Genomic DNA, 22,089 nt, shown 5'->3' with positions numbered 1-22,089 from the left:
GATTAGAAATGTCAAAAGAAGGAAGTGTCGCTCCTAAAGAGCGCATTAATATTAAGTATGTACCAGCAACGGGTGATGCTCAAGCAGAAGTTGAATTGCCATTAAAAACCTTGGTGATTGGCGACTTTAAAGGTCATCCAGAAGAAACCCCTCTTGAAGAACGTAAAAGTATTTCGGTTGATAAAGACAATTTTGAAGCCGTTATGCGCGAGAGTGATTTAAGTCTGAAAACGTCTGTTGCGAATAAGTTGGATGAAGAGCAGGGTGGAGACATCGCTGTTGATTTAACCTTTTCCAGCCTTGCAGATTTTTCACCAGACTCAATTGCCTCGCAAGTGCCTGAGTTAAGGAAACTCATTGAATTAAGAGAAGCTTTGGTGGCACTAAAAGGCCCTCTGGGTAATGTTGCTGCGTTTCGTAATAGTCTTCAATCTCTGCTGGCATCTGACTCAAGTAGAGAGCAATTGCTTGCTGAGTTAAACATTTTAAATGAACAAGATGCTGAACAAGATCAGCCATCTCAGTAATTACTTAATAACCTGCTTACAGAGAGTAAACATGTCTACAAATACTACAGCTACGGAAGGTGTTGTCAGCGAACAAATTGACGGCAATTTATTAGATGAGATTATGGCTCAAACTAAGATTGCCCCAAGCGAAGAAGGCTACGACGTCGCCAAAAAAGGGGTTGCAGCCTTTATCAGCAATCTTTTGAGCACAGATCAAACCGATGAGCCAGTGAATAAAAATCTTGTTGATCAAATGCTGGTTGAACTGGATCGCAAGATTAGTTCGCAGATGGATGAAATCTTACACGATGAGTCTATTCAACAGATGGAATCCGCATGGCGCGGTCTGAAGTTGTTGGTTGATCGTACCGATTTTCGCGAAAACAACAAAATTGATCTGATTCATGTCACTAAAGACGAACTGCTTGAAGACTTTGAATTTGCACCAGAAACCACCCAAAGTGGTCTTTATAAGCATGTTTACTCTTCTGGCTACGGTCAATTTGGTGGTGAGCCAACTGGTGCCATTATTGGTAACTATGCCTTTACGCCTTCTTCTCCGGATATGAAGTTGTTGCAATACATGGCGTCTTTGGGGGCAATGTCACATGCGCCCTTTATTTCCAGTGTGGGGCCTGAGTTTTTTGGTGTGGATTCGTTTGAGGAAATGTCGAACCTTAAAGACCTTAACTCCATTTTTGCTGGACCCAAATATACCAAATGGCGTTCATTGAGAGAGTCGGAAGATGCTCGTTACCTTGGTCTAACAGCGCCTCGTTTCTTATTGCGCGTGCCTTATGACCCAATCGAGAATCCGATTAAGTCCTTTAACTATGAAGAGAACGTCAGCGAATCTCATAATCACTATTTATGGGGTAATACAGCATACGCTTTTGCCACCAAACTGACCGACAGTTTTGCCAAATACCGCTGGTGCCCAAACATCATTGGCCCTCAAAGTGGTGGCGCGGTAGAAGATTTGCCGGTGCACGTTTTTGAGTCTATGGGTGAGCTGCAAGCGAAAATTCCAACCGAAGTCTTGGTCACGGATAGAAAAGAGTTTGAATTGGCGGAAGAAGGTTTTATTGCCCTTACCATGCGAAAAGGCAGTGATAATGCGGCTTTCTTCTCGGCAAACTCGGTGCAAAAGCCAAAAATTTTCCCTAATACCAAAGAAGGTAAAGAAGCGGAAACCAATTATCGTTTAAGTACTCAATTGCCATACATGATGATTATTAATCGCTTGGCGCATTACGTAAAAGTTTTGCAACGTGAGCAAATCGGTGCATGGAAAGAACGACAGGATCTTGAACGAGAGTTGAATGCTTGGATTAAGCAGTATGTTGCTGACCAAGAAAACCCACCGGCGGATGTTCGCAGTCGACGCCCATTGCGTGGTGCCAAAATTGAGGTATCGGATGTGGAGGGTAACCCAGGTTGGTATCAAGTATCATTGGCGGTTCGTCCTCACTTCAAATACATGGGAGCGAACTTTGAACTATCACTTGTTGGTCGTCTTGATCAGTAAGTAATGGGTGGGAATGTTATTTTATGGACGAAGAATTTACATTTGGAGTTGGCTTTTTGGATAGGTTGGGGAGTGACGCGGAGTCCATTTCCGTCACTCAAGGGCCGGATTCGTTAGCCGTATTGGATTCCATCAAATCAAATGTTTCTAACATTCTCAATGCCAGATCAGGTGAGGCGTTGTCCTCACCTGACCTTGGTCTTATTGATTTTAATGATGCTTTGCTCGAAGTCATGGATTTGTCCTTGCGAGTAAAGTTGGCGATAAAAAGTTGCTTAGATAAGTATGAACCTAGATTGTGTAATGTGCAGATACAGAATGTGGTCAATACACACAATCCAATGGAACTTTGCTTCCAGATTCATGCTGATATCAATGCCAATGCCATTCATGAAAAAGTAAAAATCAGCTTGTTGTTAGGCGGCGATCGCAAGTATAGGGTGTATTAAGCGTGTCTCAAGAAAAATATTTTAGAGAAGAGTTAGAGTTTCTTCGGGAACAAGGAAAAGCCTTCACTGAGATTCACCCTCAGTTATCGCGCTTTCTTAATGGTCGCAATATTGATCCAGATGTAGAGCGTCTATTAGAAGGCTTTGCCTTTCTAACGGGAAAGCTCAGGGAAAAAATAGAAGATGAACTTCCTGAGCTAACACACTCTATGATCAATATGTTGTGGCCTAATTATTTGCGACCTGTGCCCAGTCTCAGTATTGTCAAGTTTGCCCCCAATGAGAGTGTGAGCGTTAAACACATCATAAAAGCGGGTGTCAGTTTGAACAGCCGTAAGGTGCATGGCACGATTTGTCAATTTCAGACCTGTCGTGACGTGGCTCTGTATCCAGTTGAATGTGTCGACATTTCGGCGCAACACACCCGAGAAGCTAGTACTATTGAACTGAATTTCGAGATAGGCAAAGGCTTAACCATACATGATATCGATTTAGACAGTCTTAGGTTTTACCTAGGTGGCGATAAAATAAGTGCGGAAATCATGTATCTCTGGATTAATCATTATTTAGACAGCATAGATATTGATTATGATGGGACGCAATATCGTTTAAATAAGGATGCGCTTTCCCTGGTGGGGTTTGATAAAAAGGAAGCTCTGCTGCCGTATCCGAAAAATGTATACGATGGTTATCGTATTATTCAGGAGTATCTGACTTTTTCCGAAGCCTTTAACTTTATCGATATAAAAGGGTTAAATCAGGCCTTGCCCAGTGACGCCTCTGGTGGTTTTTTGATCAAGTTGAATTTTAATAAAACCATAGACACCAGCGTTCGAATTTCAAAAGAGTTATTTCAATTATATTGCACTCCCATCATTAATTTATTTGATCATGACGCGGATCCTATCGACCTAACAGGGTTGAAAACGGAATATAAAATCATACCTTCCGGCACGGCGAAAGATCATTATGAAGTGTTTAGTATTAACGAAGTCGCAGGCTGGCGACACAGTAAGAATAATGACACTCAAGTAAAGGGCGGGAAAAGGGTCTATTCAGAGTTTGAAAGCTTTCAGCATGAAGTGGAGCGTGTCAGAAATCGTGAAGCCCTTTATTATCGAGCCAGAGTACGAGAAAGTCTCAAAAAAGACGGTTTTGATCGTTACATTTCCTTTGTCAGAGGCGATGAATCAAGCGCTTATAATTTTGATGAAGCGGTTTCTATCAAGCTCACTTGTACCAATCGACAACTGCCGAATGAGCTTGGTTTAAAGGACATTAAGGTGCCTACCGATTCGTCACCGACCTTTGCTAGTTTTGAAAACATTACCATACCAACACCACCATTAAGGCCGGTGTTAGATGGCAGTTTGTTATGGACTCTGATATCCAACTTATCTCTTAATTATTTGTCTTTGCTGTCAAAGGATGCCCTTAGTTCCATCATCAGAGCCTATGATTTTAAAGCCTTAGTCAATCGTCAGGCAGAGCAGGTTTCGAAGCAAAGAATGAATGGCATTTTAAGTGTGACGACCGAACCGACGGACCGCATTATTTATGGTATGGCGGTGCGCGGCTTAAAATCGGTGATTGAATTGGATTCAGATTGTTTTTCTTCGGAAGGCAGCTTGTATCAATTTGGCACAGTATTAAGTCGCTTTTTTTCTTTGTATGCCAGTATTAATTCATTTCATGAGTTGGTGGTGATTAACTCTAATAATAGAGAGGTTTATACGTGGGGAATCCAGGACGGAATGCAGCCACTGATATAATAGAAGAACGCTCTATTTTTAATGAAGTGGCATTTAATAAGAGTTTTAAAAAATATAATTTTTATCAACTGGTTGAAGTTTTATTAAAAGAGCTTGAGGTGGATCCTGAAGGTAAGGATTGGGAAAGCGATTGCCGATTAATCTTTAGCGCTAATCCCAGTTTAGGCTTTTCCGCCAGTGATGTTTCAAAATTAACACCATTGGCGAATGGTAAAACGGAATTACAAACGAATTTTTTTGGTATTACTGGCGCCCAGTCGCCTTTGCCCAGTTATATTTTAGAACAGCTGCTGAGTGACGAAGCCGAAATCAAAAGACAGTTTTTGGATTTCTTTAATAATAGATTGATATCTTTAGTGTATCGATCTTGGCGAAAATATCGTTACTACATTCGCTTTCAGGAAGAAGCAAAAGACGTGTTTTCCAATCAGTTATTCTCCTTAGTGGGATTAGCGGATGAGAATATGCGCGGGGAGACACCGATTAATTGGTGCAAGATGCTGGCTTATGCAGGCACCTTGGCGGGGAAAAGTCGTTCTCCACAGGTGGTTTCCGGTATTGTTGCGCATTGTTTTGATTTAGAAGAAGTGACGATAAAACAATGGGTAAAGAGAAAGGTAGAGATTAATACAGACCAAAAATTTCAGTTGGGTCGAAGCAATTGTTCCGTTGGAAATGACATTGTTTTAGGTGAGTTTGTTAATGATGTTAAAGGGAAGTTTATCTTGCAAATTAAAGGGCTGAGCAGAGAACGTTTTTTAGATTTCTTGCCTTCTGGTAAGGAGTTTTACTCATTGTGTAAATTGATCGAATTTATTCTAAGAGAGCAAATGGCGTATGACTTAGAACTGGTATTGAACCAAGATCAAGCACCTAATGTATCACTCGGCAGTGAGGATTTCTCACTCGGTTGGACATCGTTTCTAGGCAGTTCGAACGAGAATAGAAAAGTGTTAATTCAGGTAAGAAATTAATCTATGAATAGACAAAAGGAACTTAATTTAATCGTTGTCAATGTGGCCTCATTAGAAGTGGGTTTGTCTGCTAAATCTTCTTTTAATGTAAAGGGAGGCATGATTGGTTCGAATAGCAATTTAGATTGGCATTTGATTGATAAAGATAAAACCATATCACCTGTTCATGCGGAAATTTTATATAAAGATGGGGCGTTTTGTATAAAGGACATAAGTGGCAAAACCTATGTTAATTATTCAGAAATGCCCTTGGGTTACGACAAGCTTGCTCGTTTATCCGATGGTGACATGATCCAAATAGGGGATTATGAAATTAGGGTATTTGTCGATCGTGATGCCGATTTAAAAGAAACCGATCATTCACTGGATAAACTGTTCCCCAGTATTGATTCTGTTTTGTTAGAAGGCATGGACGATGACGATGACTTCGATATGAGTGAACTCGACTTACCTAAAGAAGATAAGCAAGAGGACATTTCTCTTGACCCTTTGTTTGCTTTGGATCAAGAGGTCATAGATGTTCAGCAAGAAGATAGCTTGTTGGAAGATGAAGAAGAGGAACCTGAACTGGAAGAAAATGAGGTCCTTGAGTTAATTCATCAAAGTCAAGGCATGACAAAACTTGAGTTTACCATGCAAGCAGACAGTGAAGACGACATTTCCTCGGCGATACGATTTAGTAAACCCAACCCTGGTCAAGCGTTAAGCGTATTAGAAAAAACAACGAAGAGTTTAATAAATAAGGATGTGGAAAAAATGGGCGATAGCAATATATTAGATTATCTCGACAATGAAATTATTATGAATTCAGACGAAGAGAGCAGTGCGGACAATGATTATCTTAATGATGACGAATTATTGGCGCAAGAAATACAAGATGTCAGTGTTGAAACTAATAATCATGTCTTGAGTGGCCCCATTGCCGATGGTTTAGGTGTGGATGTTGGTAAGCATCTAAAAATAGCTGAAATGCAGGAACTTTCTGCTGAGGTAGCGATGACGCTCAGATCTTGCATTAAAGGTTTGTTGGCTTTGCACTCACAAGTCAAAGATACCCGTTATGGTGTGATTCACCGAAGTCTGCAACCAATAGAAGATAACCCGCTTAATCTAGGTTTGAGTTACGAAGAAACCGTCAAAGTCATGTTTGATGACAAAGGCAATCATATCCACCTTTCTCCAGCGTCTTCAGTAGAAGAAAGCATGAACATGATTCAAATCCATAACGTGGCAGTGCAACACGCCATTAACTCGGCGTTGAATCAAATATTGCAGTCACTTTCTCCTGAGGTAATGATCAAAAGGTTTAAGCGTTATGCACGAATGAACACGCCTGCAAATGAGGGCAATGGTGCGTGGGCTTGGCAAATGTATGAACGCTACTACAAAGAGTTGACCTCGAATAGGCAACAAGGTTTTGAAAAACTTTTCTGGGAAATATTTGAACAATCATATGATAGAAAAGTACGTGAAAAGCATGCTGAGCACTAATACAAAGATAGTATTGATCGCGCTTTTTATGGTGACTCTGTTGTCTGGCTGTGGTTCTGCGCAAACTATCTTTCAACCAAGCACACCGGCTGATCAATTAACCCGATTGACATTCAGCTTGGTGGCAGACGACGAGGTAAACCCTAATTTTTTGGGCGATTCTTCTCCAATCGAAGTTCAGGTTTTTGAGCTGGTTGATGATTCCATGTTTATGTCTGCTGATTTTGAAGAGATATCAAACGATTATGAAGAAGCATTAAAGAAAAATTTTGTCAAAAGCTACGATTATTTTATTACGCCTGGGCAATTTAAATTTATTGACAGTTTTGAAATACAAAGTGACACAAATTATATCGGAGTGGTCGCAAAGTTTTCTGAACCGAACCTCAGTGAATGGAAAAAAGCCGTCAAAATTATTAATCGAGGGAGAGTGTATCACTTGTTGATGTTCTTCAATGATTATGAAGTTAAGTTAGAGAGAGTTGAGTGACATTATGATTCCTCGTAATCGAGTTATTTGGAGTGAAGGTTTATTTATCAAACCGCAACACTTTCAACAACAAAGTCGCTATGAAGAGCACATTTTAAATGAGCGCATGCAATCCGTGAGCAGCTATTTATATGGTTTATCTTCATTGTCGATTAATCCAGAGTATCTTTCTTTTGGTCGTGTGGCTATTGATCAAGCGGCAGGCGCTATGCCTGATGGAACGGTATTTAGAATACCGCAAGAAGACATACAGCCAGATCCATTGGAGATCAAGGATGCCAATTTGTCGGGGCAGGTGGTGTATTTGGCCTTGCCATTAAAAAATGAATCTTTGCTGGAAGTGGATTGGCCAAACGAAAAAGGAACGGGCCGATACATTAATCGACAACATGATGTGAAAGACACTCATTCGGTTGATGGTGATACCGCCAGAGTAGATTTGGCTTCGGTTAGGCTTAAATTGATGCTGGAGCAAGAGGATCGAAGCAATTACGCCTCCATTGCGATTGCTAGAATTCGAGAAAAGCGACCTGATGGCAGTATTGTATTGGACGATGAATTCATTCCTTGTCATTTTGATGTGTACTGCAGTGCCATGCTGCACAGATGCATCAATGAAATTTCTGGTTTGATGAGGGAAAGAGGCAAAGGCATTGCCAGTCGTTTGGGATCATCTGGGCAAGGTGCGGTTGCGGATGTGTCTGATTTCATGTTGCTACAACTGTTGAATAGGTTACAACCCGTCTTACAGCACCTAGTCAATCTGCGCAGTCTTCATCCGGAAAGATTGTATGAGTTGCTGTCTTCTATGTGTGGCGAAATGGCGACCTTTATTGATGAAAGCCGACTGCCTCCGGCATTGACAGGTTATAACCATGACATGCCAAGCGATGCTTTTTGGCAAGTGATTCGTTATCTACGTCAGACCCTAAGTGTGGTGGTTGAGCCAAGAGCTGTGTCCTTACAGATTCAGAAACGTAAGTACGGTTTGATGGTTGCGCCAATTCACGACGAGAGATTGATTGCCAACGCGGAATTTATTTTGTCCGTGAAAGCCGATATGCCGCTGGATGAGCTAAGAAACTTATTCAGTCAGCAAACCAAGGTCTCTTCCGTGGAAAAAATACGCGATCTTATTTCTCACCAGTTACCCGGTATCCCCATCATACCGCTGCCGGTTGCGCCGAGACAGTTACCTTACCACTCGGGTTATACCTACTATCAGCTGGATAAAACCAGCAGTGCATGGCAGATGTTAGAAAACTCATCTGGTTTTGCATTCCATGTGGCCGGTGCGTTTGAAGGACTGGATTTACAATTTTGGGCGATCAGGGACTAATTTAATAGGGAAATCACCATGAGTGAAAATCAATTAGATCCGGTAAAAGGGTCTGGGATATATGATGAATTATTATTTGATGATGCCGAAAATATAAATAAAGACAAAGATTATTGGTTTCAAATAAGAGGACACAATGACAATCCTTTTATTGATGCGGCAACCAATTTTTTTGCCTTGTCTCTTAGGGTAAAAACCTTAACAGACTGTCCAAATATTGATGATATTTATAAGCAAACCATCGAAGAGATCAATATTGCTGAAATCGAACTGAATGAAAAAGGTTTTGATCATACTGTCATTATGGCCTATCGCTATATTCTTTGTGTGTTTCTGGACGAGGCTGTGATGGGAACGGAATGGGGAAGCGATTCCGTTTGGGCACAATATTCCATGCTGTCTCGATTTCATAATGAAACCTGGGGAGGCGAGAAAGTTTTCGATATTGTTCAACGTCTTGAAAGAGATCCAAATAGATACAGAGAATTAATTGAATTTGTGTATCAATGTTTAATTCTTGGCTTTCAAGGCAAATTTAAAGTGATGAAAAACGGTAAAGAGGAAAGAGAAAAAATTATTTATAAGTTGCATGCACTGATTGAAAGTAATAAAGAAAGTGTGGCGCAACTGAGTTCTCCTACTCAATCTGTTGTCAGTAAAAAATACAAATTAAGTCGACAAATACCTGTTTGGTTTATTTTTCTGTTTTTTGCCAGTGGATGGGTTGCCATTTATTTATTTTATTACTTTTTATTGAATTCAAAGTCTCAAGATGTCTTGTTACAGCTTAGTCAAATTTTAAAATTATAATGTTTTGCAAGGAAAGGTGTTTAAAGTGATCAGGATTGATTTGTCGCTACTTATTTCAAAATTAAATTCACAATCTAAAATAGCATTAGAAAATGCCGCATCATTGTGCATTGAAAAAAAGCACAGTGAAGTCAGCCTGGTGCATTTTATCAGTGCTATGTTGGAGAACCCATTATCCGACATCAGAGTCATCTTTAAGATGGCCAATATGTCATTGGATGTGGTCGATGATCTTATTATAAAGAGCTACCCAACGTCTGTTGAACTGGATGCGTATCCGCCATTTTCGCCCTTGTTAGTGGAAGCCTTGCAAGAAGCTTGGCTTTTGTCATCGACGGAATTGAATCAAACAGAATTACGCTCAGGAGCCATATTACTGGCGGCCATCATCCGCAAGGAAAGGTATTTTTCGTTCGAATTTTTAAATTATCTCGATCAAATCAACACGGAAAACCTGCGTAAAAACTTTGATGCCATTTTAAAAGACAGTGCTGAAAACAGCGCAGTGAGCGCAAACTCGAATACGCCTATCACGGCGGTGAGCAGCACCAATCTGGAAAAATATTGTAGCAATATTACTCAACAGGCTTTAGACGGAGAATTGGATCCTGTCTTGTGTCGTGATGACGAGTTGGATTTGATCGTTGACATTCTTTGTAGCCGCAGAAAAAACAACCCTATTGTGGTTGGTGAAGCCGGTGTCGGCAAAAGTGCGGTCATTGAAGGTTTGGCGCTGAGAATTGTTGAAGAAAAAGTGCCAGAAAAATTGACTGGCGTGGTGCTGTATTCCCTTGATCTTGGATTATTACAAGCGGGCGCATCAGTAAAAGGGGAGTTTGAAAAGCGTTTGAAGGGTGTCATTGACGAAGTGAAGTCATCGCCAAAGCAAATTATTCTTTTTATTGATGAAGCCCACACCTTGATTGGTTCGGGAAATCAAGAAGGGGGTAGTGATGCTGCGAACCTTCTTAAGCCCGCCTTAGCAAGGGGAGAATTATCCACCATTGCGGCCACCACTTGGAAAGAATACAAAAAGTATTTTGAAAAAGACCCTGCGCTCACAAGACGCTTTCAGCTGGTAAAAATAGAAGAACCTTCCATTCAACAGTCGACCGACATACTGCGTGGCTTGCATCATGTATACGAAAAAGCTCACGGTGTGTTTATTAGTGATTGTGCCTTGCAAGCCGCTGCGGAATTATCGGCACGCTATTTAGCAGGGCGACAATTACCGGATAAAGCCATCGATGTGTTGGATACGGCCTGCGCCAGAATTAGTATCAATAGAAGCATTCCGCCGAAAAAGATGTCTATGTTGGCAAGTCAGCAACTGGCGCGTAAAAGAGAAATTGATTTATTAAACCGACAAGAAATTGTTGGTAAAACGATTGATAAGCACTATCTGGATACTCTCATCAAAGAGGAAACGCTGGCGGAGCACGAAAGTGATGAATTGCTTACGGAATGGCAACAGCAAAAGCAAATAGTGGATCGCGTGGTTGAGCTGAGAGAGCAAGCCCTCATCAGCGCAGACGATACCATAGAATTGGAGAAACTGAAGGCGCAGCTTAAAGAAGGCTATGAGCAGTACGACGCCATTGCGCTTGATGAACATCTCGTCTATCCAGAAGTCAATAGGCAGCAAGTCGCTGAAGTGATTTCAGATTGGACCGGCATTCCCATCACCAAAATGAACGCCGATGAGTTGCATAAGATCACCCACCTACCAGAGATTTTAGCAGGTAATATACGTGGCCAAGATACCGCCATTGCCTGTATTCATCGTCATTTATTGACCTCCATGGCTGATCTGAGACGAGCCGGTCGACCAAAAGGTTCGTTTTTGCTGGTTGGCCCCAGTGGCGTTGGTAAAACCGAAACCGTGATCAAATTGACCGAAGAACTTTATGGTGGCAAACAATTTTTAACCACCATCAATATGTCGGAATACCAAGAAAAACATACGGTATCGAGATTAATTGGTTCGCCACCTGGCTATGTGGGCTATGGGGAAGGTGGCATATTGACTGAAGCCATTCGCAAGAAACCCTACTCTGTAGTGTTACTGGATGAAGTGGAAAAGGCGCATCCTGAAGTGCTTAATCTCTTTTATCAAACCTTTGATAAAGGCGAAATGGCGGACGGAGAAGGCAGAAGTATTGACTGTCAAAATGTGTTGTTCTTTTTGACATCGAACCTTGGCTATCAAACCATTGTGGATTTTTCTGATCGTCCTGAAGAAATTAAAGATCAGCTTTATCCTGAGTTGGCGGAATATTTCAAACCCGCTTTATTGGCCAGAATGGAAGTGGTGCCTTATCTGCCATTAAATGCGGATTCATTGCAGAAAATTGTTGAATCGAAAATTCAGCATATCAAGTCTCTACTAAGCTCGCGTTATGGCGCTAAGGTGATAGTGGAGGATGAGGTTTACTCAGAAATATTGCGTCGCGCGAATCGATCTGAAAATGGCGCGCGACTGTTGGAGGCAATTATTGAAGGTGAAGTCTTACCTAATATATCTTTGCCAATATTGAGTTTCCTTGCAGAAAGTAAAGACATTAACACTATCCATATCAGTGTAAATAATGAAACCTTTGTTGGTGAGGTTCACTGATCATGGATGCTTGGTTAGAAAAAATGACATCCTTAACGGTGCATTCTAGCTCAGAACTATTTGTTCATCATCTGACAAAAGTCTTTCAGCAAGAAACCGCTTTAAAGGCGGTTTATCTTCTCACACTTGCTAATGACGGAAGGTATTTTGAGCACGTGAATAATGATGTCTATTTACGTTGGGATGTGGCGGATTTTGATTGCGCCTTAGCGCATGCCCTGCAAAGCGACAATACCATGACGATACAAGGTCGCCATCTGGATTTTTGGTCATCAGACACACAACTTATGCGCTTGTTAAAAGATAAACAGGAGGATGATTGGTTTGTCTTTTACCCACTTAAGATAGCGGACAGTAAAGTGGAGTTGTTCTATTTATTTCATGGTGACCTGTCTTTACCTACTCGGCTTTCTGATCCGGAGTTTGACCAGTTTATGGGGGTTTGTGTTGCTTATTTGAGTTTGTTGCGAGAGAAAGAACGACTCGTTTCAATCAAAAATGGTTTCATTCAACAAGCCCATGATGAAGCAAACCATCGCAAAGTCGCAACAGGGGAAAATAACCTTGCCAATACCATTATTGGTGAGAGCTTAGGCATCAAAAAAATACGCGAGCAGATTGTCCGCGCCGCCGCCTCCAATTTGACCGTGATGGTGTTAGGGGAAACGGGCACCGGAAAAGAGCTGGTGTCGAAAGCGGTACATGATTTATCGGATCGAAAGCATCAGGAATTTGTTGCCATTAACTGCGCGGCCATTCCAGACACCCTATTGGAAAGTGAATTATTTGGTCATGTTAAGGGTGCTTTCTCTGGTGCTGTGAGTGATAAAAAAGGCCTGTTTGATACGGCCCATAAAGGCACCTTGTTTTTGGATGAAATTGGCGATATGCCGCTTAACCTTCAGGCCAAAATATTAAGGGTTTTAGAAACCAAACGTTATCGTCCAGTGGGCTCCAAACAAGAGTTTACGTCCGACTTTAGATTGGTGGTGGCAACCCATGTCAACCTGAGAGAACAGGTGAGTAAAGAGGGATTTAGAAAAGACCTTTTCTATCGTCTATACCAATACCCGATTAAATTAATTTCACTAAAAGAAAGAGCGGAAGACATACCCTATTTAGCGCACTTTTTTATAAAACAGTGTAATGAGTTTGGTCATAAACAAGTTGCAGGTATTTCAGATCAGGCTTTACATCTGCTTCAGTCCTATGATTTCCCTGGCAATATCAGAGAGTTAAAAAATCTACTCCAATATGCTTGTGATCAAACCGATTCAGGACAGTTAATTTCTCACGACACCCTTGCGCAAAGGCTCGATGAGACCAGTGTGTTTCATCATCAGGATGCATCAGACAGGATCACCTATCCCCATCCTATTGAAAGTGAGAAGGAGATCACAGACCTAAAAGAAGCGGTGCGGCAATATGAAAGCAAAATTTTATACACCACGCTGAAAAAGTGTAATGGCAATCGAGCTTTGGCAGCAAAGAGTTTAGGTATTCCCAAAAGAACATTGGCGGACAAATGTCTGAAGTTGGAGATTAGGCTGTAATGTTAAAAAATCGATTTTTCTCAATATGGCTTTTGTTTATGTTACTGCAAGGAATTCATGTAAATGGATATGCCAAAGATAAGGTGACAGACATAAAAGAATGCAAACACATTTCGAATAACCTGAAACGACTGACTTGCTACGATAATTTTTATCCGCCAAGTCATTCTGAGCTGTCAAAGTATTCGGGTAAGTCCAAAGTCTGGTTAAGAGCCATGGAGATTGAGAAAGCGAGAGTCGATGGCTATTCACCCATTGTGAAACGTCAAAAAAACTCTTTTAACTTATACATTACCCTGCCCACCATTAATTATGAATTAAATAAAGGTGGGCCAATACTCATGTTGAGTTGCGTTGATAATATCAGTCGCTTGGATTTGATTTTAAATAAACCCATTCGAGACGGACGTATTAACGTTTCTTTGGCGGGCATGGAACAGCAGATGTGGCGCAGTGATGATACTGGTTTGGTGATTTCTTCTTCTCGGGGCGCGGTTGCCAATGACTATATTAAATCCATCTTAGCCAAAGACGAAGTGAATTTTTATTCCAATAACCCTAACTTAAATGCTCTTGTTTTTTTACCGACTGGTTTACGTAAAAAAATAGGGGAAGATTATAAACAATGTGCCTGGTGAGTTATGAATTTTGTACCGGATGTTATAAGGCCCATATTAAAACAACCCATTTCAGTTGAATTCATTGAGGGGGAAGATTGTTCAGTCGACCCAATTTATGAGTTTATTGAAGAAGAAATGATGAAGGTTGGTTCGCTTTCTCATGGTGCGGTTAAGTGGCAGGAAGTGGAGAAAAACCTGATTCATTTATTGTCTGAAAAGACAAAAGACATCAAGTTGATTGATTATTTCATTGATTGTTGTAAACGACGAGGAGATGTGAATGCGTTTCTCGTGGCGTTAACCTCTTTAACGGATTTTATTGACTCATATTGGCAAAACTGTTTTCCCCAAAAAGGCAATAACGCGGCCGTTTTTAGAAAAAGAGTGTTAAATAAAATCACCAAAAAGTTGGATTTATTCATTGATTCCATTGCTCACTTTGATGTGGACTTAGCCACCCTTGATGATGTTTTAAGAGTGCGTGGTGAACTGGATGATGCGCTGATAAAGCAGGATATCGCAAGCGAAAGCAGTGACGCTTTATTGATTCGGGTAAAACGAAAGTTCACCAGTGAGAAAGAGAGACTCGCATTAAGCGCGTCAACCAAAGAGGAGGCAAAAGCCGCTGCCAATCGTCATGGCGCTTTTGCAGAAACAGACAATAAAGCGGCGGTTACACCGGAGAAAGAGGTTAAGTCAAAGTGTCTTGAAGTGGCCGATATCGTTCAGTCTAATGATGGTGATGCGCTTCTGGCATTAAGCATTCGGCGTTATGTTTTATGGTCGTCTATTCAGGCTTTGCCAGATGCCAAAGACAATAAAACCCTGATTATGGCGCCACCGAAAGAGCGCGTAAAAGAGTACTTTTCGTCCTTATCCGAACCGACTCACGAGCTTTGGTTACGTGTGGAAAATACCATCAGTATGGCACCATTTTGGCTGGATGGTCAGTGGTTGAGTTATTCAATTACGCTCGCTTTGGGTCAATCCAGTTTGGCGCAAAGAATTCATTATGAAACGCAACGATTTGTCGATGCTTATCCAGACGTCTTCACGCTTTGTTTCAAAGACGGCTCGCCTTTCGCCTCTGATGAAGCAAAAGAATGGCTATTAAATGAGTCGAATGCTTCGTCAATCGGTGCGGCTAATGCTTCGTCAAGCAGCTCAGTGAAAGACGAAATTGACAGCATTCTTGCCGAACAAGGCTTAGCAGAAGCGCTGCTTTTTATTGAAGACAAAATCAAAAAAGCCAACGCAAATAAAGATAAATACGAATTGCGATTGATTGCTTGTGAATTGCTCAAAAAAAGTGGCGCGGTGGATGCCTCCGTTCAGCAAAGCAATTTTATTTATCATCAAGTATCAGAAATGCAGGTTTCTGATTGGGATCCATTGTTTTTTAAGCGTCTAAAGAAACACACTTCTTTTGATTAAAATAGGGACGTTGTATGTTGAAAATTATTAAGTCCATTTTTGGTAAATTAGGCTCCAGTTTTAAAATGGCATTACCTTTTTTGGTAATTCTTGTTGTTGTATTGATTAATATTGCTATTTGGTGGATGGGGCCTTGGCTGGAAGTCAACGGCGAGTATCCACTGGTGAGTGTCATGACTCGACTGGTCATCATGGGATTGTTTTCTCTCTCTTGTTGTACCATTTGGGGATTGGTGCAATGGCGCAAGTTTCTAAAATTTAAAGCAGAAATTGAACACCAAGAAGTGTTGAAAGAAGACCCTGTACAGGCGGCCATTGAAAACCAAGAAAACGATTTAAACACCGTCATCCTTAGCTTGAAAGAAAGTCTGAATAAACGTAATTACCTCTACACTCTGCCTTGGTATCTTGTGATGGGGCTGGAGAATGCCGGTAAGACCAGCTTGATTAATCGCTCAGGCCAAAGTTATAGCTTCTCTACTGTGCTCAAATCTTCTGGGTTTAAAAGCCAAAATACCTATTCATTTGACTGGTGGGTGGGTGATAAATCTGTGCTCATTGATCCAGATGGTGAGCTGTTAACACAAGGTTTGAACCTCTCCGGTTCTGAGTCAAACGGCGAAGTTGAAAAATCATTATGGCTGCATTTTTTAACCTGGCTTGAGAAGAAGCGCAGTCAACGCCCTTTAAATGGTATTGTCTTGGCGATTGATATTTCTAAGCTGGCGACGTCGACCGTGTACGAAAGAAAAGCCTACGCGACCATTTTACGATCCAGAATCAGAGAGTTAATGGAGACCCTTTCCACGCGCTTGCCCATTTATGTTGCTCTAACCAAGCTGGATTTGCTTTATGGTTTTGAAGCCTTCTTCAGTAATTACAAAAAAGATCAAAGAGATGACGTGCTGGGTTTCACCTTCAGTCTTGACTCTGTTGAATCTCATGATTCTTGGATGGGTGAGTTTGAAGGGGAATACAATGCCTTTATCGAATACGTTAATGCCATCTTTCCGCAAATTGCATCGCAGAATGTGGACGATGAAGATCGCAATGCCATATACAGCTTTACCCGTCAGATAAGCGGTCTTAAAGAAGTATTGCAAAGCTTTTTTGAAGATGCCTTAAGCAGTGATCGTTTTTCTACTTCACCCCTTGTTAGGGGGGTCTACTTTGCTTCTGTGTATCAGCAAGGCGTACCAACCAATGCTTTTGATGATGCCGCCTCCAGACGATATGGTTTAGAGCATGCCATCAATAAGGCACAAAATGCTAAAAATTCTACGACTTACTTTACCAAAAGTTTGTTTAATAAAATTATTTACCCAGAAGCCGGTTTGGCGTCTGATAACTTCCGTGTGGCCAGACAAAAAAGACGCATTTTGCTCATGAGCGTATTGGCGTGCAGTATTACCACCCTTATCTTGGCTGGCACCTGGCATAAATTTTATGAGAAAAATATTCGACAGTCTGATGCGGTAATTAGCAAGGTGAATAATTACTTGCAAGAGTTTCCGGCGGGCACCTCATTAACCTCTCAAGATGAAATTCTGCCGCCCTTAAATACCATTCGTGATGCCACCCTTGAGTTTGGTTTCTTCCGCGATAAACCTATGTATATTTCCGATTTGGGTCTGTATCAGGGGCATTTGATCGGCCCGCAAGTGGAAATCACCTACTTAAATTTATTGGAGTACAAATACCTGCCTTCTTTGATGGCGGATCTGGTGGTGGATCTTAGAAAAGCCAGCAGTGATGAAGATAAGCTAGCGGTGCTTAGGGTATATCGAATGCTGGTGGACAAGAGTGGTCGATATAATGACTTTGTGCTTAATTACTTTTCAAGAAAATGGCAAGTGAGATTTTCTGGTATGAAGGAAGTTCAAGATAAGCTTTTACAGCATCTGGAATATGCCCTTCAACATACGGATCTGGAAAGCCAGAGAGCGCAAGGGGACGACAATGCCGTGGCAGTGTTGCAACCCTATGAAAAACTCATTGCCTCAACACAAGCTGAGCTGGGCGCCTTGTCCATCGATCAACGAGTGTATCGTAATCTAAAATTAACCGCCGAAACCAAGTTAGGGGTTGATCAGGATTTACGAAACCTCATCGGCCCGGTTTTCCCACTGGTGTTTGAAGAAAGGGAGAATACAAGAAAACTGCGTATTCCGGCTATGCTATCCAAGAAAGGGTTTGAAGACTATTTCTTGCCGAGCTCAGAATCGGTATCGGATCTGGCGTTAATTGACAGTTGGGTGCTTGGGCAAACCGAAACCGCGCAGTTCAGTGAAGCGGATAAACAGGCATTAAAAGAGAAAATTCGTGCCTCTTATGTGGTTGACTACACCAACTCTTGGCGTTCGGCGATCAATAGTTTTGATATCAAAGACTTTGAAGATATTAATGAAGCGGTGAGCGTATTAGAAAACCTAACAGGAAATTCTCAGCCCCTAACGCGCTTTTTATCCGCATTAGATGGCAACACCAATATTTTTCCTGAATTACCAGAAGACAGAGTAGCGTTAGAGGAGTTGCAAAAGAGCACCAAATACAACCTGGCGTTGAAAATCAATGCGCCTTTCTCTGATTTAAATGCCATGATAACCGTCTCAGATGAGAAACCGGCTTATATTGACGAAGTCTTGGTGGCGATTGATCAACTCAAAAGCTATTTAAAAGCCATACAAGACGCTCCAGATGTGGGTAGGGCAGCGCTTGAGACAACCAAGGCGAGAACCTCACTGAATAGTGTGGACCCTATTTATACCCTTAATAGAATCTCGGCGGGCGTTCCCAAACCCCTTGATAGCATGCTGACCAAACTCGCTAATCAAAGTTGGTATGTGATCAAGCAAGAGGCGATTCGCTATTTGGAAGTGAGATGGCACAATGATATTTATAAAGTGTTTGAGCAAAAGTTTGCGGATAAATACCCCTTTAATCCAGCGGCTAAAACCGATGTCTCACTTGAAGATTTCGAACAATTCTTTGCGGGCAACGGTTCACTTGATCAATTTTACAATGACCAACTGAAAATGTTCATTGAGGAAAACCTAGAGCTTAGTGGCGAGTTGCAAGGCGAGTCGCTGATCCGAGAAGACGTGCTGGCTCAGCTTGACCAAGCCAAATTGATTCAAGAAGCCTTTTTCAATCGCAAAGGGGTGCTCGACGTATCTTTTGGCGTGGAACCTATTAATTTGACGGCGAATAAACGCAGAGGATTATTAGTGGTCGATGGGCAAAATTTGTCTTACAGCCATGGCCCACGTAATAACGTGGAAATGGTGTGGCCAAATACTCTAGGTGACAGCGCTTTATCGAGAGTGACCTTGGTGCCAACACAGCTTAATTTCTCGCCAAGAAGTGTTGAGTCGTCTGGACCTTGGGCCTTCTTCCGTCTATTGGATAAAGCCAAAGTGGTGAGTTCCAGTGCGTCGAATGTGACTTACCAATTCGGTATTGATGACGGCCAGATGCAAGTTAGATTGAATATCGAAAAAGAGATTAATCCCTTTACACGGGACTTATTTAAATCTTTCACCCTGTCGGATACCTTGTATTGATAGGCTAGGCGCTTGAGTCTTGTTGCGCTTGTTAACTTAAAGTCAGAGCCAAAGCCAAGCAAACTTTCGCTTAGCAAGCGAACTTTTGCTTGGTGGCCAAGCGATAATTTGCTTAACACGCAAAAATAAAACGTAACACACTGTTTTATATGATTATTTTTTTATGGCATCGGTTTTGCTAAAGGACTATCAAGTGTAACCCACACTTACTTCTTTTTTATTTATAAGGAATTTTATTATGCCAACACCTTGTTATATAGCTATCGAAGGGGAAACTCAGGGACTGATTACCGCAGGCGCCATGACAGTTGACTCAACGGGCGAAATCGGTCTGGAAGGTCACGAAGACGAAATGCTGGTACAAGAGTTCTCACACAATGTTACTGTACCAACCAACCCACAATCTGGCAGCCCATCTGGCAAGCGTGTTCATAAGCCATTCAAATTCACCGTGGCCCTAAACAAAGCCGTGCCTCTGTTGTACAACGCCTTATCCGCAGGTGAAAAACTGTCTAACGTGGAACTAAAATGGTACCGTACCTCGTCTGAAGGTAAGCAAGAAAACTTCTTCACCACTACCCTAGAAGGCGCAGTGATTGTTGACATCGAATGCAACATGCCTCATTGCTTGGATCCTGCCAATGACTCCTTCACACAAAACCTAACCGTGTCTCTGGCGTATCGTAAGATCAACTGGGATCACATTACTTCAGGCACCTCTGGTTCAGACGATTGGACGCAACCAATCGAAGCCTAAGCAAACTCTTCATTAGCCTAATGCCAACAGGTCTAATGACAGATTGACACTGCGTCGCCAGCCCAGGTTGGCGACGACTGCTTAGGACAGGTTCCGTTCGCAGTCACACGGAAACAAGGAAGGTATATGCCGACGTTAATGTTCAAACTGACCGTAGAGGGTCTTGACGACAACACCTTACTGGTACGCGAGTATCAGGGACAAGACACCCTGTCTGACGCCCCCTTGCCAGACGGCAGTGCCTGTTATGGTTTTCGTTACCAACTGAGTTTGGCCAGTCGCCGCATGGACCTCAGCGCCGAACAGATCGTCGACCAAAGCGCCGAATTTACCTTCTATCGCGATGGCGAACTGGTGCAACGGGTGCACGGCATAGTGCGCGCCTTCGAAAAAGGCGACACAGGCCACAACTACACCTTCTATGGCTTAACCCTAGTGCCGGCACTGGAACGATTGACCCTACGTCACAACAGTCGCATCTTCCAAAAACAAACACCGCAAGACATCATCAACCAACTGCTTGGTGAAATGGGCTTGCCCAACGCCGTGTTCACCCTCAATGACAACAGCGTTAAAGAACGCGAATTCTGCGTGCAATACCGCGAAACCGACGCGCAATTTCTGCACCGTCTGGCCGCCGAAGAAGGCTGGGTCTATTACTTCGTTCATGAAGCGGGCAAACACACCCTGCACTTCATTGATAAAAGCCAAGCCCTTAGCCAACAAAGCGACCCGATTGCCTACAAGCTACTGACCGCGGGCGTGGCAGACACCCCATACATCCGCCGCTTAAGCGAACACAAACAAGCCTTACCCAGCCAAGCGGTGCTCAAAGACTACAGCTTCAAACGCCCCGACTACGCGGCCTTACAAGACTACACGGGCACCAACCTTGAACACCAAGGGGACCAATACCCACACTTTGACGCCCCCGGTCGCTTCAAAGACAGTGCCACCGGACAACGCTTTGCGCGCATCCGCCTTGAATACCTGCGTCGACAAGCGCACCTTGTTACCGGTGAGAGCGATGCGCCCGCCATCCGCGTGGGCAGCAAAATTACCATTGCAGGGCACTTTGACAGCCAAATCAAAGACAACAGCTGGATCCCAGTGCAGGTCCAACATAGAGGCACTCAACCGCAGATACTCGAAGAAGAAGGCGGCGAAGGGGAAACCACCTATTACAACCAGTTCACCCTGATTCCGGGGCAAATCAACTGGCAAGCCACGCCGCAGACCAAACCCAGTGTCGACGGGCCCATGATGGCCACCGTAGTGGGGCCCGCCAGCAACGAGGGGGACACCCCAGAAGAAATCTACTGTGACGAATACGGTCGCGTCAAAATCCAATTTAACTGGGACAGATACGGCCAACAGGACGACTTTAGCTCTTGCTGGGTGCAAGTCTCCCAAGGTTGGTCTGGCAGCCAATACGGCAGCCTTGCCATCCCGCGCATTGGCACCCGCGTCATCGTCAGCTTCCTCAATGGCGACCCAGACCAACCCATTATCACGGGTCGTACCTTCGACGCCGACAACCTGCCACCCTATGCCTTACCGGCTCACAAAACCAAAAGCGTGTGGCGCAGTCAGACGCACCAAGGGGCGGGCTTTAACGAGCTGTCTTTTGAAGACCAAGCGGGGCAAGAGCAAGTTTACTTGCATGCGCAAAAAGACCTCAAACAGCAAGTACTGAACGATGTACAAACCGACATTGGTAACGACCATCACCTAACGGTGGCCAATGACAGCTTCACGGAAGTGAAGAACAACCAGCACATTCGCATCAATGGTCAATGCCAGCTAACCGTGTTGAAAGACAATGTTGATTTCGCTGATGCGAATCTTTATTGCCAAGTAACTGGCGAGCAGCAGCTCAAGGCCAAACAAGAAATTCATTTACGCAGTGGCACAAAAGCCATTCTGGAAGCGCAGCAAGCCATTACCCTAAAAGCCGGAGGCAACTTCATCACCATAGACGCCAATGGTATCCAGTTAATGAGTCAGAACGTGACCTTTAACGAAGGGGGAGAAGCGGCCATAGGGACTGGAATAACCATCCAGAAAGATAGCGAGAAATAGTAGCGCATAAGGTGTGTTATAAGGCCATAAAATTGTCTGCGCCAAGTATGAGTAGAATTAAGGCTGTTACTAGAATGGAGACAGTGACTAGAATGGAGACA

General features: G+C 42.8%; 16 protein-coding genes. All 16 read left to right on the top strand.

Features of this window, described 5'->3' with window-relative positions; genetic code table 11:
- Positions 1 to 8: 8 nt before the first annotated feature.
- The 16 genes from tssB to tssI all read left to right on the top strand — a co-directional run bounded on the left by tssB (position 9) and on the right by tssI (position 21,988).
- Positions 9 to 527: a type VI secretion system contractile sheath small subunit gene (gene tssB / locus ABXS85_RS03280; RefSeq protein WP_353668624.1), complete on the top strand. Its 519-nt coding sequence runs from the start codon at positions 9 to 11 to the stop codon at positions 525 to 527.
- Between the two features lie 31 nt (positions 528 to 558).
- Positions 559 to 2,037, top strand: coding sequence for a type VI secretion system contractile sheath large subunit (gene tssC / locus ABXS85_RS03275; RefSeq protein ID WP_353668623.1), 1,479 nt, complete (start codon positions 559 to 561; stop codon positions 2,035 to 2,037).
- A gap of 23 nt (positions 2,038 to 2,060) precedes the next feature.
- Positions 2,061 to 2,486, top strand: coding sequence for a type VI secretion system baseplate subunit TssE (tssE, locus tag ABXS85_RS03270; protein ID WP_353668622.1), 426 nt, complete (start codon positions 2,061 to 2,063; stop codon positions 2,484 to 2,486).
- 2 nt (positions 2,487 to 2,488) lie between these two features.
- The gene (tssF, locus tag ABXS85_RS03265; protein ID WP_353668621.1) at positions 2,489 to 4,258 is read left to right on the top strand and encodes a type VI secretion system baseplate subunit TssF; all 1,770 of its coding nucleotides are present in this window, start codon (positions 2,489 to 2,491) and stop codon (positions 4,256 to 4,258) included.
- Positions 4,222 to 5,232 (top strand): type VI secretion system baseplate subunit TssG, encoded by a 1,011-nt coding sequence (gene tssG / locus ABXS85_RS03260; RefSeq protein ID WP_353668620.1) that lies wholly within the window; start codon positions 4,222 to 4,224, stop codon positions 5,230 to 5,232. The genes tssF and tssG overlap by 37 nt, the downstream gene beginning before the upstream one ends.
- A gap of 3 nt (positions 5,233 to 5,235) precedes the next feature.
- Positions 5,236 to 6,723: a type VI secretion system-associated FHA domain protein TagH gene (gene tagH, locus ABXS85_RS03255; RefSeq protein WP_353668619.1), complete on the top strand. Its 1,488-nt coding sequence runs from the start codon at positions 5,236 to 5,238 to the stop codon at positions 6,721 to 6,723.
- Positions 6,650 to 7,213 carry a type VI secretion system lipoprotein TssJ gene (gene tssJ, locus ABXS85_RS03250; RefSeq protein ID WP_353668618.1) on the top strand — a complete coding sequence of 188 codons (564 nt, stop codon included), beginning with the start codon at positions 6,650 to 6,652 and terminating at the stop codon, positions 7,211 to 7,213. The genes tagH and tssJ overlap by 74 nt, the downstream gene beginning before the upstream one ends.
- A gap of 4 nt (positions 7,214 to 7,217) precedes the next feature.
- Positions 7,218 to 8,552, top strand: coding sequence for a type VI secretion system baseplate subunit TssK (gene tssK, locus ABXS85_RS03245; protein ID WP_353668617.1), 1,335 nt, complete (start codon positions 7,218 to 7,220; stop codon positions 8,550 to 8,552).
- Positions 8,553 to 8,570: 18 nt separating this feature from the next.
- A complete protein-coding gene (gene icmH, locus ABXS85_RS03240) occupies positions 8,571 to 9,362 on the top strand; it encodes a type IVB secretion system protein IcmH/DotU (protein ID WP_353668616.1) in 792 nt (263 codons plus the stop codon).
- Between the two features lie 25 nt (positions 9,363 to 9,387).
- Positions 9,388 to 11,979 carry a type VI secretion system ATPase TssH gene (tssH, locus tag ABXS85_RS03235; RefSeq protein WP_353668615.1) on the top strand — a complete coding sequence of 864 codons (2,592 nt, stop codon included), beginning with the start codon at positions 9,388 to 9,390 and terminating at the stop codon, positions 11,977 to 11,979.
- Between the two features lie 2 nt (positions 11,980 to 11,981).
- Positions 11,982 to 13,532, top strand: coding sequence for a sigma 54-interacting transcriptional regulator (locus tag ABXS85_RS03230; RefSeq protein ID WP_353668614.1), 1,551 nt, complete (start codon positions 11,982 to 11,984; stop codon positions 13,530 to 13,532).
- 38 nt (positions 13,533 to 13,570) lie between these two features.
- Positions 13,571 to 14,170, top strand: coding sequence for a type VI secretion system-associated protein TagO (locus ABXS85_RS03225; RefSeq protein WP_353668613.1), 600 nt, complete (start codon positions 13,571 to 13,573; stop codon positions 14,168 to 14,170).
- Between the two features lie 3 nt (positions 14,171 to 14,173).
- Positions 14,174 to 15,586 (top strand): type VI secretion system protein TssA, encoded by a 1,413-nt coding sequence (gene tssA / locus ABXS85_RS03220; RefSeq protein ID WP_353668612.1) that lies wholly within the window; start codon positions 14,174 to 14,176, stop codon positions 15,584 to 15,586.
- 14 nt (positions 15,587 to 15,600) lie between these two features.
- On the top strand, positions 15,601 to 19,149 hold the full coding sequence (gene tssM, locus ABXS85_RS03215; protein WP_353668611.1) for a type VI secretion system membrane subunit TssM: 3,549 nt from the start codon (positions 15,601 to 15,603) through the stop codon (positions 19,147 to 19,149).
- Between the two features lie 238 nt (positions 19,150 to 19,387).
- Positions 19,388 to 19,906, top strand: a complete 519-nt coding sequence (locus tag ABXS85_RS03210; RefSeq protein WP_353668610.1) for an Hcp family type VI secretion system effector — start codon at positions 19,388 to 19,390, stop codon at positions 19,904 to 19,906.
- A 126-nt stretch (positions 19,907 to 20,032) separates the two neighbouring features.
- The gene (tssI, locus tag ABXS85_RS03205) at positions 20,033 to 21,988 is read left to right on the top strand and encodes a type VI secretion system tip protein TssI/VgrG (RefSeq protein ID WP_353668609.1); all 1,956 of its coding nucleotides are present in this window, start codon (positions 20,033 to 20,035) and stop codon (positions 21,986 to 21,988) included.
- Positions 21,989 to 22,089 lie beyond the last annotated feature (101 nt).

The sequence above is a fragment of the Marinomonas sp. THO17 genome (assembly GCF_040436405.1).
Taxonomy (GTDB): Bacteria; Pseudomonadota; Gammaproteobacteria; order Pseudomonadales; family Marinomonadaceae; genus Marinomonas.
The sequence above is the reverse complement of the archived record's forward strand: the minus strand, read 5'-3'. Positions and strand labels throughout refer to the sequence as shown.

Excerpts from the sequence above, each read along its gene's own strand:
- tssC (WP_353668623.1), top strand. The coding sequence starts at position 559 with ATGTCTACAAATACTACAGCTACGGAAGGTGTTGTCAGCGAACAAATT.
- tssA (WP_353668612.1), top strand. The coding sequence starts at position 14,174 with ATGAATTTTGTACCGGATGTTATAAGGCCCATATTAAAACAACCCATT.
- tssB (WP_353668624.1), top strand. The coding sequence starts at position 9 with ATGTCAAAAGAAGGAAGTGTCGCTCCTAAAGAGCGCATTAATATTAAG.
- ABXS85_RS03230 (WP_353668614.1), top strand. The coding sequence starts at position 11,982 with ATGGATGCTTGGTTAGAAAAAATGACATCCTTAACGGTGCATTCTAGC.
- icmH (WP_353668616.1), top strand. The coding sequence starts at position 8,571 with ATGAGTGAAAATCAATTAGATCCGGTAAAAGGGTCTGGGATATATGAT.
- tssK (WP_353668617.1), top strand. The coding sequence starts at position 7,218 with ATGATTCCTCGTAATCGAGTTATTTGGAGTGAAGGTTTATTTATCAAA.
- tagH (WP_353668619.1), top strand. The coding sequence starts at position 5,236 with ATGAATAGACAAAAGGAACTTAATTTAATCGTTGTCAATGTGGCCTCA.
- tssM (WP_353668611.1), top strand. The coding sequence starts at position 15,601 with ATGTTGAAAATTATTAAGTCCATTTTTGGTAAATTAGGCTCCAGTTTT.
- tssE (WP_353668622.1), top strand. The coding sequence starts at position 2,061 with ATGGACGAAGAATTTACATTTGGAGTTGGCTTTTTGGATAGGTTGGGG.
- ABXS85_RS03210 (WP_353668610.1), top strand. The coding sequence starts at position 19,388 with ATGCCAACACCTTGTTATATAGCTATCGAAGGGGAAACTCAGGGACTG.
- tssI (WP_353668609.1), top strand. The coding sequence starts at position 20,033 with ATGCCGACGTTAATGTTCAAACTGACCGTAGAGGGTCTTGACGACAAC.
- ABXS85_RS03225 (WP_353668613.1), top strand. The coding sequence starts at position 13,571 with ATGTTACTGCAAGGAATTCATGTAAATGGATATGCCAAAGATAAGGTG.